The sequence below is a fragment of the Parafrankia soli genome (assembly GCF_001854695.1).
GTDB classification, from domain to species: Bacteria; Actinomycetota; Actinomycetes; order Frankiales; family Frankiaceae; genus Parafrankia; species Parafrankia soli.
The window spans coordinates 84,857-100,530 of the sequence record NZ_MAXA01000224.1; the positions used below are offsets into that span (position 1 = coordinate 84,857).

A 15,674-nucleotide genomic window follows, 5' to 3' on the forward strand; every position below is an offset into this window, starting at 1 on the left:
GCCTGCCCCAGACAGCCAAGCCGGCGTCAGACAACCAAGCCGGCGTCAGGCGGCTGAGCTGGCCTCAGGCGGCCGGCTGGAACGAGGCGCGCAGCGCGCCCATCATCGTGTTCAGTGACGCCGAGGCGTCCGCCGGAACCCTGGCGATGAGCACGTAGACCGCGCCGGGCGCCTCGCTCGTGCGCATGAGGTACGAGACGCGCTGGCCGTCACGGTCGTAGGAGCCCGCCAGTTCCTGCACGGTCGCGCCGGACGTGTCCGTCGCCGGGCCCGAGCGGTCCTGGGTCAGGCCCGAGACGCTGCCGAACTCACTGCCCTGGACCTGGCTGAGCGCCGTCGCGGCGTCCGCGCCCGCGACCCGGGCGACGCCGATCATCTGCGGGCCGTACTCGGCGGGTGTGCCCACCGCGCCCGCCCCCGGCTCCCCGAAGAACACACCGGTGTTGTCCCGTCGTTGCTTCCAGGTCGGCGGATGGGAGAACGTCGCCTTCTGGTCGGGGTCCGTGAAGGCCACCCAGTCCGCGGGCACCGCGGCCTGCGGCTGGCCGCCGCCCGCGGGGGCACCGGTGGACGGCGCGGGGGAAGCCGACGGGCCCGTGCCGGGCGTCGCCGTCGAGGGCGTGTTCGCCGTCGTCGCCGTATCGCCGCTCGGGCGCACCTTCTCCCAGATGACGCCGGCACCGACGCCCACCGCGAGGGCCACACCGAGCACGACCAGGGCGATCACGAGGCGGCGCAGGAAGGGCCCGAGCCCGGCGCTCTCGCCGCCGTCCGGACCGTCGAGGCCGTCGCCGTCGTCCGGGAAGTCAGGTTCGCCGGGGAAGTCGACCTCGTCGAAGCCGCCCTGCCGCGGGGGCGCGGCCCGGCGCGGCCCGGTCCCGGCGGAAGCCACGCCGACGGCTCCCAGCACCTCGGTGCCGGCGCCCGTGGATCTGGCCCGGTCCTGCGGACCGGTGCCGTCCTGGCCGCCGGCGCGCCGGGCGGCCCGGGCCCGCGCGCGCGGGCCGGTGCCGGGCATCGGGCCGCGGCCGTCGTCGTCAGCCGGGCCGTCCGGGTCGCGGTACGGCGTGTCCCGCGCGGGTCCGTCGCGGTATCCGCGTTCCTGGTCGCGGTAGGGCACGTCCCGCCGTCCGGCGTCGCGCGGGTCGGCGTCGGGCACCGCGACGTCGCGGTGTGCCATCTGCGGGTACGCCGCGTCCCGGTAGGCCGGGTCGGGACCGCCCCGGCGCGCGCCCGGGTCCGTCCCCGGGCGCGCGGCCGCTCGGGACGGCTCCGGCTGATACAGGTCCGGACGGGCGGCGCCGGCATCTACCGCGCTCCCCCGCTCGGGGGCCTGCCGCGGCGCCGGACCGGTCGACCCCGGCGGGCGCGTCGGGGCACGGCCGGCGCCGGCGCGCGGCACCAAGGCACCGCGGACGGAGGTCGAGTCCCGGCGGGCACCCCCACCGCCCGGACCGCCCGGGCCGCTCGGGCCGTCCGCCGACGGGTAGCCGCCCGTGGCGGGGCCGGGCGGCGGGTACGGGCCGGTCGCGGGGCCCGGGCCGCCCGGAGGATAGGGCGCGCCACCGCCCGCGGGCGGGCGGGCACCGGGACCGGGCGGCGGCGAGTACTGGCCTCCCGCCGGGCCTGCCGGCGGGTAGGGACCGCCGCCGGGGCCGGGGCCGTAGGCGCGCCCGGGGTCGGCGGCCGGCGGGTATCCCGGCTGCTGGTAGGCGCCGCCCGGCTGGGGGCCGTCGGGATATCCCGCGGGCGGGCCGCCCTGGTAGTGCGGCACGCCCTGGTGGGGACCGTTGGCGCGGGGATCGTTCCGGTACTGCTGATGCTGGTCCGGGCCGTCCCAGTAGCCGTCCGGCCCCGGGTCGTCCGGTGCGCCGGGCGGCCGTTCCCGGTAGCCGGGCCCAGCCGGATCCCGAGGGTCACCTCTCCACGCACCGTCCGTCACCAGACAACCTCCGATTCCGGGCCATGCAGGGAATACCCAGCGGATACCGGTGTATCACGCCGTTGCGGAAGTGTTGCGCGAGCCCCCTTGACATTCATCCCACCTCGTGGCCCATTTCCCGACCTGCCGGGGGAAGTCCGCCGGCCGGAGTTCGCCGGCCCCAGCTCATCGCGCTGCCGGCCGCCGCCACCGCCGTTAGTGTCCTCGCCATCACCGACGGCCGACGTCGCCGGCCGTCGCGGACGGCACCGGCGGTCGCGGCACCCGGCCCGATGGTGTGGCGGGTGGGAACCACCACGAACCACCCGATCGGGCGGTCACACGCTCGGCACGGCATCGCGGGGAAGTCGACGTCCGGGGGGATGCATGAAGGGCTTCAAAGAGTTCCTGCTGCGGGGGAACGTCGTCGACCTCGCGGTCGCCGTCGTGATCGGCACCGCCTTCACCGCGGTGGTCACGTCGCTGGTCGCGAACCTCTTCACCCCGCTCATCGCCGCGATCATCGGGAAGCCGGACTTCGCACAGCTCACCTTCACGATCAACAACAGTGTCTTCTACTACGGTCGATTCCTGAACAGCCTCATCGCGTTCCTCTCGATCGCCGCGGTGATCTACTTTGTCGTGGTCGCATCGGTCAGCAGGATCAATGAGCGGCGACGGCGCGGCCAGACGTCCCCGCTGGACGATCCGACGCTCACGGACGAGACCCGGCTGCTGACCGAGATCCGGGACCTGCTGGCGGCCGGGCGACGGTGAACGACACCGGCACCGGCACGCCGGGGGACGCGGCAGGCGCCGCGGGTACGGAGGCCGGCCACGGTCAGCAGCCAGGCGGAGTACCCGGCGGAGCCGGCACCACGACCAGTCCAGCGCCGTGACCAGCCCAGGAGCGCGCCGACCCGGCCGCCCTGCGCGCGGGGCCGGCACCAGAGCCGGCACCACGGGCCGGGGCCACAACGGATGCCATTTCCAGACTCGGGCAGGATGTCCTGGAGCGGACACCCTTCGCGGCGCCGACTAAGCGGAACGTAGGTTGGAATTCAGGAATCGCTCAGGGTCCCGGGGGAAAGTGCTTACCATGACTGCCACGCACGACGCCCGGTCCCCTTGGGCTCCGCCCGACGACGCGCCGGAGCGGACCAGGGCCGAGGCGAACAGTTCGGAGGGGTCGGTGGACCCACGGTCGAATCCCGTCGAACACCAGCAGTACCCCGGTACGCCGCCGGCCGGGCCCGGCCCGAGCCGTCCTGACCAGACCGGCGGTTTTCCGGCGGGCCCCCCGCCGGCGCCGCACCCGGCCGGCCCGGCGCCCGGCACGGGCGCGCCCGGTGGGCCCTACGAGCCGGGCCCGCAGCAGGGTCCCCGGCCGACCGCGCCCTACGCCCAGACCTCCGGCTGGGCCGACCCCCGCTCCACCGCCGGCGCTGGTGACAGCACGCAACGGGTCGACCAGGGCAGCCCGGCCACCGGCCAGGGCCGGCAGCAGTCCGGCGCGTGGTGGAACCCCGGGCATCCCGGCTGGGGCGCCCCGGTGCCGCCCGGAGCGGCTCCCGGCGGTCAGGCACCCGGTGGCCGGGCGCCCGGGTCACCGGGCGGCTCCGACCCCTACGGGCGGTTCACCCCCGCGAAGCCGAACCCGGCGCCCATGCGCCGGCGTCGGATGATCGCGGCCGCGCTGGCGATCGCGCTCGTGTCGGGCGGCATCGGCGGCGGCGTCGGCGCACTCGTCGCCAGCGACGACTCCCCGGCGGTGGTGACCTCCTCCGCCGGCCTGCGGCAGTCGACCGGCACGGCCGGCGTCTCTCCGGCCGCGGACAACACGGTCGCCGCGGCCGCGCAGGCGATCCTGCCCAGTGTCGTGACGATCGCCGAACAGTCCAGCCAGGAGTCGGGCACCGGCTCCGGGACGATCATCCGCGCGGACGGCTACATCCTCACGAACAACCACGTGGTGTCCGGCGCCTCGCAGGGCGGCACCCTCACGGTCACAATGCAGGACGGCCGGACCTTCGACGCGCAGGTCAAGGCGACCGACCCGAGCTCCGACCTCGCCGTGGTCAAGATCGACGCTACCGGCCTGCCCGCCGCCACGTTCGGGGACTCCGACGCACTGCAGGTCGGCGAGCTCGTCGTCGCCGTCGGCAGCCCGCTGGGCCTCAACGGGACGGTCACCTCCGGCATCGTCAGCTCGCTGCACCGGCCCGTCCGCACCGGCGACGCGACCGTGCGGGACCAGCAGAACACCGTCCTGGACGCGATCCAGACCGACGCGCCCATCAATCCCGGCAACTCGGGTGGGCCGCTGGTGAACAGCAAGGGCGAGATCATCGGCGTGAACACCGCAATCGCGACGGWCGGCGGCAGTTCACCCTTTGGTGGTAGTCAGCAGTCCGGAAACATCGGGGTTGGTTTCGCGATTCCGGGCAACTACGCGGAGAAGGTCGCCGGCCAGCTCGTCGACAACGGCGCAGCGCAGCACCCCTATCTGGGTGTGAGCGCCTCCACCGCCGACGAGAACACCCGGTCGACGGCCGCGAGTGGGACGGGCGCGCAGATCCGCTCCCTGGTCAGCGGAGGCCCGGCGGACAAAGCGGGCCTGCGCGTAGGTGACGTCATCACCAAAGTGGGGGATCGCGCCGTCACCGACGTGGATTCGCTGATCGCCGCCGTCCGGTCCTACGAGATCGGCAACCAGGTGCAGGTCACCTACCAGCGCGACGGCTCCAGCCAGACCGCGACGGTCACGCTGCTCGAACAACCGCCCAATTCCTGATCACCACACTGACGATGGTTCTCGGGAATACCAGGCGGTTTCTTCACCAGTCGCCTGGACCGGTCCGGCCCCGGCGATGCCGGAGCGGATACGTCGAAGCTGCCTTCGTATAAGGTGGTCAGCGCGCCCGACGAAGTGGGATACGACACCACGATCAGCGTCAAGCTGACCGTGGTGTCGAGCTGGCGACAAAAGATCTTCCCAGCATTCACCCCAACAGGATGACGCACCTCCTACTATTGACCTGCCTGACCGGTGACCAGGCCGGCACCACAATGGTTGGGAGCCTGGTCCCGATGCCGAGGTCAGGAACGCCGTCACGGGGAGATGCTGAGCGGATGAACGACGACGCGGACCTGGTGGCGCGGGTTCGGCGCGGCGATCGTCAGGCTTTCGATGACCTGTACAACCGCTACGCCGACGACGTCTTCTCGATGTGCCTGCTGATCCTCGGCGACCCGACGGTCGCGCGGGCGGCCGCCGGCACCGCGTTCGCCCTCGTGGCGAGGACGAGGCTCAACCCGCTCTCGGACCCGACCCGACTGCGCCCCTGGCTGCTGGAGCTCGCCCGCGGCAGCGCGCTGGCCTGGTCGGGATCCCCGCAGGCGCGCAGCGTTCCCGTCCCGCACGGCGTCTCACCCGAGGAGCTGCTCGACGGCGCCGTGGTGCCCGCGCCGGCCAGCCTGCGGGCCGGTCTGGAGCGCACCTTCGACCGCGCGGCCGTCGCCGCCGAAGCCGCCGCGGCGGCCGCGAGCCGCCGAGCCGCAGAGCGCGCCGGCTCCGAGTTCGCCGGTACCGAGCCTGCGGGCGTCGCGTTTGCCGGAGTCGACGACCTGGCCGCCGCGGCGGGCCTGGCTGCTGGCGGGGTGCCGGGCCATCCCGGTGCCGCCGCCCCGAGCCGCCCGGCCGTCCCGGCCTTCACCGCCTCGGCCTTCCCGACCCAGGACCGCCGCGGTCCGGCACCGGTCGCGGACGGTCGCCCCACGGGCGGCTACGCCCCTGAGGACGCCGTAACCGTCATCTCGCCGTCCACCGGGCAGTTGCGCACGCAGCGCCAGGACGACCAGCATGAGCAGACCATGGCACCGGCCGGCGCCGGTGCCCAGGACCGGTACGGGAACGTCCTCCCGCTGATCCCCGTGGACCGCGCCTACCCGGGTGACGCCGCAGGGTCCGGCGGGTTCGCCGACTTCCGGGCCCGGCCCGCGATCGCCGTGGCCGCCGCCCTGGTCGTCGCCGTCGCCGGGCTCACCGCCGTCATCTCCTGGCCCGCGGGCGAGGCCGCGCTGGTCGCCGACGGCGGCCCCGGCATCGTCGCGATCGCCCCCTCGGCGCCACCCGGCCCCCTGCCGACGATCGCCCGGCCGCCGGTCGCGTCCGAGGCGCCCTCGCCCACTGTGGTGCCGACCGTCGCGGGCGCCTACACGAGCCGTCCCGGCGTATCCCGCCCCGGCCAGGTCGTCCGCGAGGTCGACACCGGCCAGCGCGGCGCCGACCAGCCCGCCGCACCGCCCGCGCCGGCCCCGAGCACACCGCCGCCGCCCACCACGAACGCGCCCGCGCCGCCGGCGACGACCCCGCCGACGACACCGCCCGCGACCCCCGGCCCGACGACGCCGCCCCCGGCCACCACGGCACCCCCGGCCACGGGCACCCCGACGACGCCGCCGGACGGCGAGGCTCCCACGACGCCGCCGCCGGCGACGACCTCCGAGCCCGCCCCGCCCCCGAGCACCGCTCCGGCCCCGGCGCCGCCGACCAGTGAGGCACCGGCCCCGGCGACGACCGCACCGGGACCGGCCGGCGACCAGCGCCTCCCATCGGGCGCCCAAGACCTGCAGAGCCCGGTCCCGGTCTAATCCCGAGTCGGAAGTAGCTCAACCGAAGCGCGTTGCCTCAGCCAGTCCCTACGCGGCCGAGGCAACGGAGCGGGCGGAGTTCAGCGGACGTCGTAGAAGACCGTCGTCACGTACTGGTCGAAGTCGTTGATGCGCAGGGTGAAGCGGAGCTGCCACTGGCCGGGCAGGGGCACGCCCACTCCCTCGGCCACGGCGTGGCCGTCAGCGACCTCCACCAGCGGGACCTGTAGGGGGCCGACACCCGCCGAGGGCAGGCTCAGCTCCCCGCTGGCCTCGACCAGCCGCTGCGGCCGGCCCTGCGGGTCGTAGGTGTAGACGTGCATCGTCTGCGCCCCGGTGCGGGTGGGCGAGACGTTGATGTCCACGGTGAGCGGGCCGGCGACGGTGGTCCTGGCGAAGGGCGGGGCGTAGGAGTCCCGGCCCGGGATGGTGTTCACCAGGATCGCTGTGACCGCCAGGACCACGGCACCGATCAGGACCTCGAACAGCACGCCACGGCGCAGCCCGGTGAGGGCGATCGAGGTGACCTGCGGCCCCGGCTCGGGGTGGTAGTGCCGGAGCACCCAGCGCCTGGCGAGGAACCCCAGCCCGAGCGCGCCGAGGACGAACCAGAGCTTGTAGAGGAGCAACCGGCCGTAGGTCGTGTCGAACAGCGCCCCGAACTCGCCGATCTCCCGCCAGGTCTGGAAGGCCCCGGTCAGGACGATCACGGCGATCGCGATCGTCGCCGTCCTCGACCAGCGTGGCAGGACATGGGCCAGTTCGACCGCGTGGGCGGGTGGCACGGGCTCGCCTTCGAGGCTCGCGTCGCGGCCCACGCCGTCATCGCCAGTGTCATTGCCGGTGCTGCTGCCGTGGCCGTCGCCCGCGCCCTGCCCGGACCAGCCGAGCAGGGTCAGGCCGAGCACGCACAGCCCGCCCAGCCAGATCGCCATGGCCGCGGTGTGCAGGGTCACGCTGGCCGTCGCCAGCCAGACCGTCTCCCCCGCGCTCGCGTGGCCGATCATCGCCATGGTCACCACAAGCGTCAGGCCGAGGCCGGCGAGCTCCACCAGTCCCCGGCGGCCGGCCCCGGACGGGTGGCGAACGCCGTCGTCGCCCGGTTCGATCATCTCCGGGTCGCGCAGCCGGCGCAGCAGCGGCACGGCCAGCAGCAGCGCCAGCACGCGGATCGCCAGGAGCTGGCCGTAACGGCCGTCCAGGGTGGTGGCCAGCGGGTCACCACGGAAGATGCCGGAGATTCCGGACCCGGCCGTGTAGGGCCCTTGAAAGAGGAGCATCCCGACCGCGCCGACGAGGCTGAGCAGCCAGCCGGCCGCGATCAGCCGGACCGGGGCGGAGCGGCGCCCCCCGGCGGGCCACAGGACGGCCACGAAGAAGGTGGCGCCGATCAGCAGCGCAGCCCCGGCGAACGCGATGAACCTCGCCGTGCCCAGGGCCACCCCGACCACCCGGGACCCGCCGCCGCCCGAGGGCAGGGCAGCCGCTGCGCCGGCGTCGGGCGGGCCTCCGACCCCGAACGCGAACGCGCCGCCGACCGGGTGGCTGTCCGCGGAGACGACTCGCCAGCTCACCACGTACGTGCCCCGGCCGAGCCCGGCGCGCAGGGCGACGGTCGCCTGCGACGCCGCCGCACCGGCGTGCGCGCCGCCTTCGTCGGCGCGGGCGCCGGCGGTGTCCAGGATCCGGATCGAATCGGACTTGACCGAGACGGACTCGCTGAACGTCAGGGTCACCCGGGCGGGAGCGGTGTCGAGGGCCGCTCCGCCCACCGGGTCGCTGCCGGTGAGCACCGCGTGCGCCGACGCGGGCAGCGCCATGCCCAGCACGGCGACGGCGGCGAGCGCGCAGACCGCCAGCACCCTGCGGGCGCCTACGTGGCGGCGGGAGGGCTCGCCGGCGCGCCGGCGGCCGGCGCCACGCTCCAAGCCCCTTCGTTCGGATCCGGTCATGATGTTCCGTTCCGGGTGATGTTCCGCCCAGGGCGGGGGTGTCACCCCGGCCGGCCGGTGTCTGCGAGTGCGGGGTGCCTCCCACCGGCTGGTGGGAGGCACCCCGCGGGGTCAGGCCCGCCGGCGGGTCGTGATCAGCGCGAAGGCCCCGGCGGCCAGTCCGAGGACTCCCAGTACGAGCCCGGTGATCCCGAGCGCGCGTGCCGTGCCGTCCGACGTGGAGTCCGATTCCGTGGCGGCCGTATATTCGATGCTGGCGGTGTCGTCACCGTCGTCGTCGTGGCCGGCCGCCGCGGCGGCGGTCAGCGTGACCGTCGGCGCCGGGTGCTCCAGCTCGGCTGCACCCGCCGCCGCGACATCGACCCAGCGGACGACCTCGCCGTCCGAGTAGGTCTGCAGGGTCTTGAAGACGACCTGGTCGCCCTTCTCCGGCAGCGGGCCGGCCGAGACGCTGAAGGTGTCGAACTCGCCCGGCTTGATGCCGCCGCCGTCCTGCGCCGTCCAGGTGATCCGGGTGACGATCTCGCTGACCTGGCTGCCGTGCACGGTGAGCGGCGCCGGCGGCGCGCCCTTGGTGACCTTGTACGTCCAGCCGGGCTTGGGCTGGACGGTGACCGACGCGATCGGCGCGTCGGTCGGAAACTGCACGTCGATCCCGGTGGTGGACGCCGTGTCGCTCTCGGTCGGCACCTTGAACGACAGGGTCGCGTAGCCGCCCGCGGCCGCCTCCGCCGGCGACACGGTGACGTGCGCGGACGCCGGCACGGCGAGCGCGATGGTGCCCGCCGCGGCGGCGAGCGCGCACAGGACCCCACGGCGGAGCCGGGCTGTGTGGATGGTGCGGGACATCGGAGTCCTCCTCGAAGGCCGGTGGGCCTTCCGTTGGTGATCGGATTTGCTGACCCGAGCACCGGGGTCGTCTCGGCACGGCCGGCGGCGCCGACGCGAAGCGGCGGGCGCGGGCCCAGGCGGCACGGCCACGAACAGCACCATCAGGGACAGCACTGTCAAGGACGGCGACGCCAGGACACGGCAGCGTCACGACGGCCGCATCGCAGGCCGCATCGTCGCGAGCCGCGCGAACCTTCCGGACGCGTGCGTGCCGGCTTCCGCCGTGCGCTGTCAGAGCGCCGGTCGGAGACTCGACCCCGGTCGACGGGTCGGCGGCCCGCGCCGTGCGGCGTCGGTTCCGAGCAGGAGGACATGAGCGTGCCACCGGATCCCCGGACCGGCCCCGCCGCCGGCGACCCGCCCGGGCATCGAGGTCACCGGCGCGGCGGCGACCCGCGGCCGCGCCGCCGCGGCGAGCGGCACGATCCGCCCCGCGGCGCGCAGCCGGGCGAGCACGCTGGACGTCATCCGCGCCACGGCGGTGACGGCGCGTTCCACCGCCAACCGCAGCGCCGCGGTGGACCACAGGCGCCGCTCGCACCGGTGCAGCAGCACGGCCACGCACGACGCGGCGCAGGCGTGCCCGGCAACCATCGACCCGCCGGGAAACAGGGAGGCCACCAGGTGCTCACCGACCCCGGGCCCCACCACCGCGACCGCGGTCGGTGCCGAGCCGGCTCCGCCCGCTCCGGGGGGGTGGTGCGTCGCGAGGACGAAGGCGGTGTGCAGCGTGGCCTGCGCGGCCAGGACGGCCCCGAGGATCTGCCCCAGCACGCGTTCCCGGTCGGCGAGGCCGTAGACGACCCGGGTGAGAAGCCCGGCGCCGGCCGCGACCAGCAGGGCGGGTGGGCGTTCCCCGCCCGCGGCGACGTGCGCCGCGAGCGCCAGGCAGGCCGAGGAGACACCGAAGACGGCAGCTCTCGCAAGCCTGCTCGTCCCCGGCATACCTGTCACAGTCAGCAAGCCTGCCACGCGGGGACGTCACTGGCGCCAAGGACCACATTCCTTGTCACGGGACGGACACCCCGGATACCCCCGGCACCTCCGGTGCTCCGGATGAAACAGACATCTCGGGCTGACGCCGCAATGTCAGCCACACCGCGAGCCCCAGCCCCGCGCCAGCGCCCAGCGTCACCGCGGTGACCACCCGGACCACGAGCACCGGGCCGACCACCGGCGTGCCCGAGCGGACGAACACCCCGAGATCGGGCACGCCGCCGAGGACGGCGATCAGCAGCCCGGCGCTCACCGCCAGGTAGAGCCCCGTCGGCGAGCGCCGGACGATGAGGACCGCGCCGGCCAGGGCGCCCGCCCACACGGCGATCTGCACGGCGTTGCCCCAGACGAAGGCGTCGAGGCGGCCGTTCGCGTTCGCCGCCGCGACCAGCGCGGAGTGCGTCGCGTCGACCGCGACGAGACCGGCCAGCACGGCCGCGAGCGGCCACCGCGCCTGCCGGAGGAGACCCAGCGCGGCGGTGCCGGCCAGCACCGCGACCGTGCCCGCCGCCCACGGCAGCGGCGACGGACCGGGGATCCACTCGAGCGTCCCCGTGTAGACGGCCTGCCGCCCATTCGCCGTCAGCGGGACGGACCAGTCCTGGATCCGGTGCCGCTGGTCCGGCGCCGCGCGCACCGCGGGCGGGTCCGCCGACCCCATCCAGTGGACCCGGTGGTCGTGCCAGAACGCCTCGACGCGGCCGCCCTGCGCCGCGGAGACCCGCACCCAGTCCGGCGGGGCCGACGGGTCGACCACGTCGGCCGGGCCGGGGTCGTCGCCGGTGCGGCTGGCGTTGAGGTACGTGGCCGAGGAACGCCGGTTCTCCCACACTCCGCGGGTGTCGAGGCGTAGGTAGGGTTCCTTCTCGTATCCCTCGACGAGGATGGGAAAGCCCGCCGTGGCCACCAGCCGCACCCGGTTCCCGTTCTCGACGACGCTCAGCCGCACACCGGGTACGGCCGGGTCCCCGGTGAGCGTGGTGTGGTAGTTCGTCGGGCCGGCCCCGCCGATGGTGTGCGCGGACGCCGGGCGGGCGAGCGCGACCAGCCACAGCGCACCGACCAGGAACGCGAGAAGGGCCGCACCCGCGCCCCGGGCCAGGGCGGGTATGAGGCGCGCCGTCCGGGAGGTGGTCCGAGGGGTGATCCGAGCACTGACCATGACGGTCTGAGCGTACGGTCGCGCGGAACATGACGAGACGGTTTCACCCGGCTCCGACAGTTTCGGCCCACTGACAGTTTCGGCCCACACCGGCGGTTTCGGGGATGGAAGGTTGAGCACGGGCATGGACGCCAGCAGCGAGGCGGGCACGACCGCGAGCCCCGCCGTGGGCCGCGTCGTCCGGCTCTTTCGGTACCCGTTGAAGGGGATGACACCCGAGGCGCTCCCGGAGGTGCCGCTCCATCCGGGCGACAGCGTCCCCGGTGACCGCATGTTCGCGCTCGCCCGCCCGGACACGATGTTCGACGAGGAAGACCCCGAGGTCCTGCCCAAGACCCGTTTCGTCATGCTCCAGAAGGACGAGGCGCTCGCGCGGATCCGCAGCTCGTTCGACCCGGCGTCCGGGATGCTGACCTTCGGCCTGTGCGAGCAGACGGCACACACCGGCGACGTGCCTGGTGACGGCCCCGGTGGCGGGCCCGGCGACGGGCCCGCTGCCAGGCCCGGTGACAGGCTCGTCGACGTGCGCCGGGTCGACCTGAACACCCCGGCCGGGCGCGCCGAGTTGGAGGACTACGTCCTCGCGGTGCTCGGGTCCCGGCTCGGCGGCCGGCCGCGGCTCGTCGCCGCCCGCGGGCGGCACCGCTTCACCGACACGGGTGCCGGCGGGGACACGTTCATGCACGCCATCTCGGTGATCAATCTCGCCTCCGTCCGGGATCTCGCGGAGCGGGTCGGCGAGCCCGTCGACCCGCTGCGGTTCCGGGCGAACGTCTACATCGACGGGATCGCACCGTGGGCGGAGCTCGGCTGGGCCGGCCTGGAGCTCGGCCTCGGCGCCGCCCGCGCGCGCGTGCTCGCACGGACGCCACGCTGCGCGGCGACGACCGTCAATCCCGAGACGGGGATCCGTGACATCCGGATACTCAAGGAACTCTCCAGCAACTACGGGCATACCGACTGCGGGGTCTACGTCACCATGCTGACCGAGGCGATCCTGCGCCCGGGCGACCCGCTCACGCCGCCGGACGGACGCGAGGAGGATGTGCTGTGCGGGTCGTGATCGCGGAGGACTCCGTGCTGCTGCGCGAGGGAATCCGCCGCCTGCTGACCGACGCCGGCTGCGAGGTGGTCACGACGGTCGGGGACGGCCCCGGCCTGGTCACCGCGATCGTCGAGCACCGGCCCGACGTCTCGGTGGTGGACGTGCGCATGCCGCCGTCGCACCGCGACGAGGGGCTGCGCGCCGCGATCTCCGCGCGGGACAAGGTGCCCGGTACGCCGGTGCTCGTCCTGAGCCAGTACGTGGAGAAACAGTACGCCAGCGAGCTGCTCGCGGACGGCGCGGGTGCCGTCGGCTACCTCCTCAAGGACAGGGTCGCGGACGTCCGTGAGTTCGTCGAGGCGGTGCGGCGCGTCGCCGCCGGCGGGACGGTGATGGATCCCGAGGTGGTCGCGCAGCTGCTGGTGCGCAGCCGCCGCAACGATCCGATGGCCACGCTCACCCCGCGCGAGCGCGAGGTGCTGGGGCTGATGGCCGAGGGCCGGTCGAACACGGCCATCGCCGCTGCGCTCGTGGTGAGCGCCGGCGCGGTGGAGAAGCACATCTCGAACGTCTTCGCCAAGCTGGGGCTGGAGTCCTCCGGGACGGACCACCGCCGGGTCCTCGCCGTCCTCACCTACCTCCGGGAGTCCTGACCTCCGGGAGTACCCACCTCCGGAGTCCTGACCGGACCTGCTGCGGGAATCCTGCCGAGGCCCATCTCGGGAAATGCTGACCGGCGTCCATTTCGGACGTCCGGAAACCGCCGAACGGGCCGCCGATGGCCCGCGTTCGGCGACCTCTACTTTTGGGTGGCCCAGTCCCTTGCGTGCCGGGTCACGCACCCGAGATGTTGGTGGAGGTCGCCATGACGGTCAGTGCGTCCCCGGAGCCCGGGACGATCCCGGCGCGACCGGCGCATCCCCTCGAACCGCTGTCGGCCGCCGAGATCGGCCGGGCCACCGCGATCCTGCGGGCGAGCGAGAAGCTCGGGCCGGAGTTTCGTTTCGTTTCCGTCGAACTGAACGAGCCACCAAAAGCCGCCATGGTGTCGCGCGAGGCCGAGCGGGACGTCGGCGAGGAGCTGGCCGCGCCGGACCGGCAGGCGTTCTGCGTCCTGCACGAGCGCGGGGCGCGGCTGACCCACGAGGCCGTCGTGTCGCTGTCCGCCGGGACGGTGGTGGAGATGTACGCGGTCCCCGGCGTGCAGGCGGCGATGATGATGGAGGAGTTCCTGGCCTGCGAGGACGTCGTCCGTGCCGACCCGGACTGGCAGGCGGCGATGCGCAGGCGCGGGGTCACCGACTTCTCCCTCGCGATGATCGACCCGTGGTCCGCGGGCTACACCGGGCGTGAGGACGACCYTGCCCGGCGGCGCATCGCGCGCCCGGTGACGTTCGTCCGCTCCGGGCCCGGCGAGAACGGCTACGCCCGGCCCGCGGAGGGACTGCAGGTCGTCGTCGACCTCGAGGCGATGGCCGTCGTCGACGTGACCGACCACGGCCAGGGCCCGGACGGCCCCGTGCCGCTGCCGCCGCGCCCCGGCAACTACGCACCGGCGCTGATGACGGCCGCCCCGGAGAACGTCCCCGCGTTCGACCGGCTGCGCGACGACCTGCGCCCGATCGAGGTCACCCAACCGCGCGGCGCCAGCTTCACCGTGGACGGGTACGCCGTCCGCTGGCAGAAATGGGACCTGCGCATCGGTTTCACCCCGCGCGAGGGCCTCATCCTGCACCAGGTCGCGTACACCGACCGGGGCCGGCGGCGGCCGATCCTGCAGCGCGCGTCGGTGTCGGAGATGTTCGTCCCGTACGGCGACCCGGCGCCGACGCACCGGGTGAAGAACGTCTTCGACATGGGCGAGTACGGGGTCGGGGTGATGGCCAACTCGCTGCGGCTCGGCTGCGACTGCCTCGGTGACATCCGGTACTTCGACGCCGTGGTGAACGACTCCGACGGTAACCCGGTGGCGATCCCGAACGCGGTGTGCCTGCACGAGGAGGACACCGGCATCGCCTGGAAGCACACCGACTTCCGGACCGGCCAGGTCGAGGTCCGCCGCATGCGCCGGCTGGTGATCTCGATGATCTGCACGGTCGGGAACTACGAGTACGGCTTCTTCTGGTACCTCTACCTGGACGGCTCGATCGAGTTCGAGGTGAAGCTGACCGGGGTGATCTCGACCGGGGCGGTGCGGCCGGGCGAGTCGCCGTCGCACGGGGTGCTCGTGGCGCCCGGCCTGTACGGGCCGCATCACCAGCACTTCTTCAACGTGCGCCTGGACCTGGAGCTCGACGGCGGCCCGAACTCGGTGCACGAGATCGACTCGGTGCCCGACCCGATCGGCCCGGACAACCCGACGGGCGTCGCCTGGCGGACCCAGGACACGCTGCTGGACTCGGAACGCCGCGCCCAGCGCAGGGTCGACCCGTCCGTCGCGCGGTTCTGGCGGATCACCAACCCGCGCGTCGAGGGCCCGCTCGGCCGCCCGGTGGCCTACCGGCTCGTCCCGGGGCACACGGCGCCGTTGCTGGCGCATCCCGACTCGCACCAGGCGGCGCGCGGGCGGTTCGCGTCCCGCAACCTGTGGGTGACCGCGCACGACGAGCGGGAGCGGTACGCCGCCGGCCGCTACCCGAACCAGAACGCGGGCAACGAGGGCCTGCCGCAGTACGCGGCCGCGGACCGGCCGGTCGCCGACACCGACATCGTCGTCTGGTACAGCTTCGGGGCGCACCACGTCGTGCGCCCGGAGGACTGGCCGGTGATGCCGGTCAGCCGGATCGGCTTCGAGCTGCGCCCGGACGGCTTCTTCGACGGCAACCCGGCCCTCGACCTGCCCCCGTCCGAGCACCTCGCCGGGCACGCATCCGGGCACCTCGCCGGGCAGGCTGCCGACCCCACTGCCGGGCACGCGGCCGGTTGCGCCGGCGGGCAGCCGGGAGACCACGCAGCAGACAACGCGGGTGGCAGCTCGGACGAGCACGTCGGTGGGGCCGCGGACGGGCCCGGTCGTGCTGTTTAGCCGGGGCGTCGGCGGGCGGGCGCGCACGC

At 74.3% G+C, this 15,674-nt stretch carries 11 protein-coding genes; 6 read left to right on the forward strand and 5 right to left on the reverse strand.

Annotated features, from left to right (window positions below):
* Positions 1-64: 64 nt before the first annotated feature.
* Positions 65-1,942 (reverse strand): hypothetical protein, encoded by a 1,878-nt coding sequence (locus BBK14_RS20905; RefSeq protein ID WP_198541369.1) that lies wholly within the window; start codon positions 1,940-1,942, stop codon positions 65-67.
* Positions 1,943-2,308: 366 nt separating this feature from the next.
* Here BBK14_RS20905 and mscL point away from each other — a divergent pair, with 366 nt between their 5' ends.
* From mscL to BBK14_RS20920, 3 genes are all read left to right on the forward strand, one after another.
* On the forward strand, positions 2,309-2,698 hold the full coding sequence (mscL, locus tag BBK14_RS20910) for a large conductance mechanosensitive channel protein MscL (RefSeq protein ID WP_071064946.1): 390 nt from the start codon (positions 2,309-2,311) through the stop codon (positions 2,696-2,698).
* A gap of 322 nt (positions 2,699-3,020) precedes the next feature.
* Complete coding sequence (locus BBK14_RS20915) at positions 3,021-4,715, forward strand: trypsin-like peptidase domain-containing protein (RefSeq protein WP_083391128.1); 1,695 nt, start codon at positions 3,021-3,023, stop codon at positions 4,713-4,715.
* 338 nt (positions 4,716-5,053) lie between these two features.
* Positions 5,054-6,574, forward strand: a complete 1,521-nt coding sequence (locus tag BBK14_RS20920; RefSeq protein ID WP_241831714.1) for an RNA polymerase sigma factor — start codon at positions 5,054-5,056, stop codon at positions 6,572-6,574.
* A gap of 80 nt (positions 6,575-6,654) precedes the next feature.
* Here the strand turns inward: BBK14_RS20920 and BBK14_RS20925 are convergent, their stop codons facing one another.
* From BBK14_RS20925 to BBK14_RS20940, 4 genes are all read right to left on the reverse strand, one after another.
* On the reverse strand, positions 6,655-8,526 hold the full coding sequence (locus BBK14_RS20925) for a copper resistance CopC/CopD family protein (RefSeq protein ID WP_071064947.1): 1,872 nt from the start codon (positions 8,524-8,526) through the stop codon (positions 6,655-6,657).
* Positions 8,527-8,637: 111 nt separating this feature from the next.
* Positions 8,638-9,375: a YcnI family copper-binding membrane protein gene (locus BBK14_RS20930; protein ID WP_071064948.1), complete on the reverse strand. Its 738-nt coding sequence runs from the start codon at positions 9,373-9,375 to the stop codon at positions 8,638-8,640.
* Between the two features lie 273 nt (positions 9,376-9,648).
* Positions 9,649-10,362, reverse strand: a complete 714-nt coding sequence (locus BBK14_RS20935) for a hypothetical protein (protein ID WP_071064949.1) — start codon at positions 10,360-10,362, stop codon at positions 9,649-9,651.
* A 64-nt stretch (positions 10,363-10,426) separates the two neighbouring features.
* Positions 10,427-11,575 carry a hypothetical protein gene (locus tag BBK14_RS20940; RefSeq protein WP_071065050.1) on the reverse strand — a complete coding sequence of 383 codons (1,149 nt, stop codon included), beginning with the start codon at positions 11,573-11,575 and terminating at the stop codon, positions 10,427-10,429.
* 124 nt (positions 11,576-11,699) lie between these two features.
* Here BBK14_RS20940 and BBK14_RS20945 point away from each other — a divergent pair, with 124 nt between their 5' ends.
* The 3 genes from BBK14_RS20945 (at position 11,700) to BBK14_RS20955 (ending at position 15,645) form a co-directional block, all read left to right on the forward strand.
* The gene (locus tag BBK14_RS20945; RefSeq protein ID WP_071064950.1) at positions 11,700-12,638 is read left to right on the forward strand and encodes an MOSC domain-containing protein; all 939 of its coding nucleotides are present in this window, start codon (positions 11,700-11,702) and stop codon (positions 12,636-12,638) included.
* Positions 12,626-13,273, forward strand: coding sequence for a response regulator transcription factor (locus BBK14_RS20950; protein ID WP_071064951.1), 648 nt, complete (start codon positions 12,626-12,628; stop codon positions 13,271-13,273). The genes BBK14_RS20945 and BBK14_RS20950 overlap by 13 nt, the downstream gene beginning before the upstream one ends.
* A 212-nt stretch (positions 13,274-13,485) precedes the next feature.
* Positions 13,486-15,645, forward strand: coding sequence for a primary-amine oxidase (locus tag BBK14_RS20955; protein ID WP_241831715.1), 2,160 nt, complete (start codon positions 13,486-13,488; stop codon positions 15,643-15,645).
* The last annotated feature ends 29 nt before the right edge of the window (positions 15,646-15,674 follow it).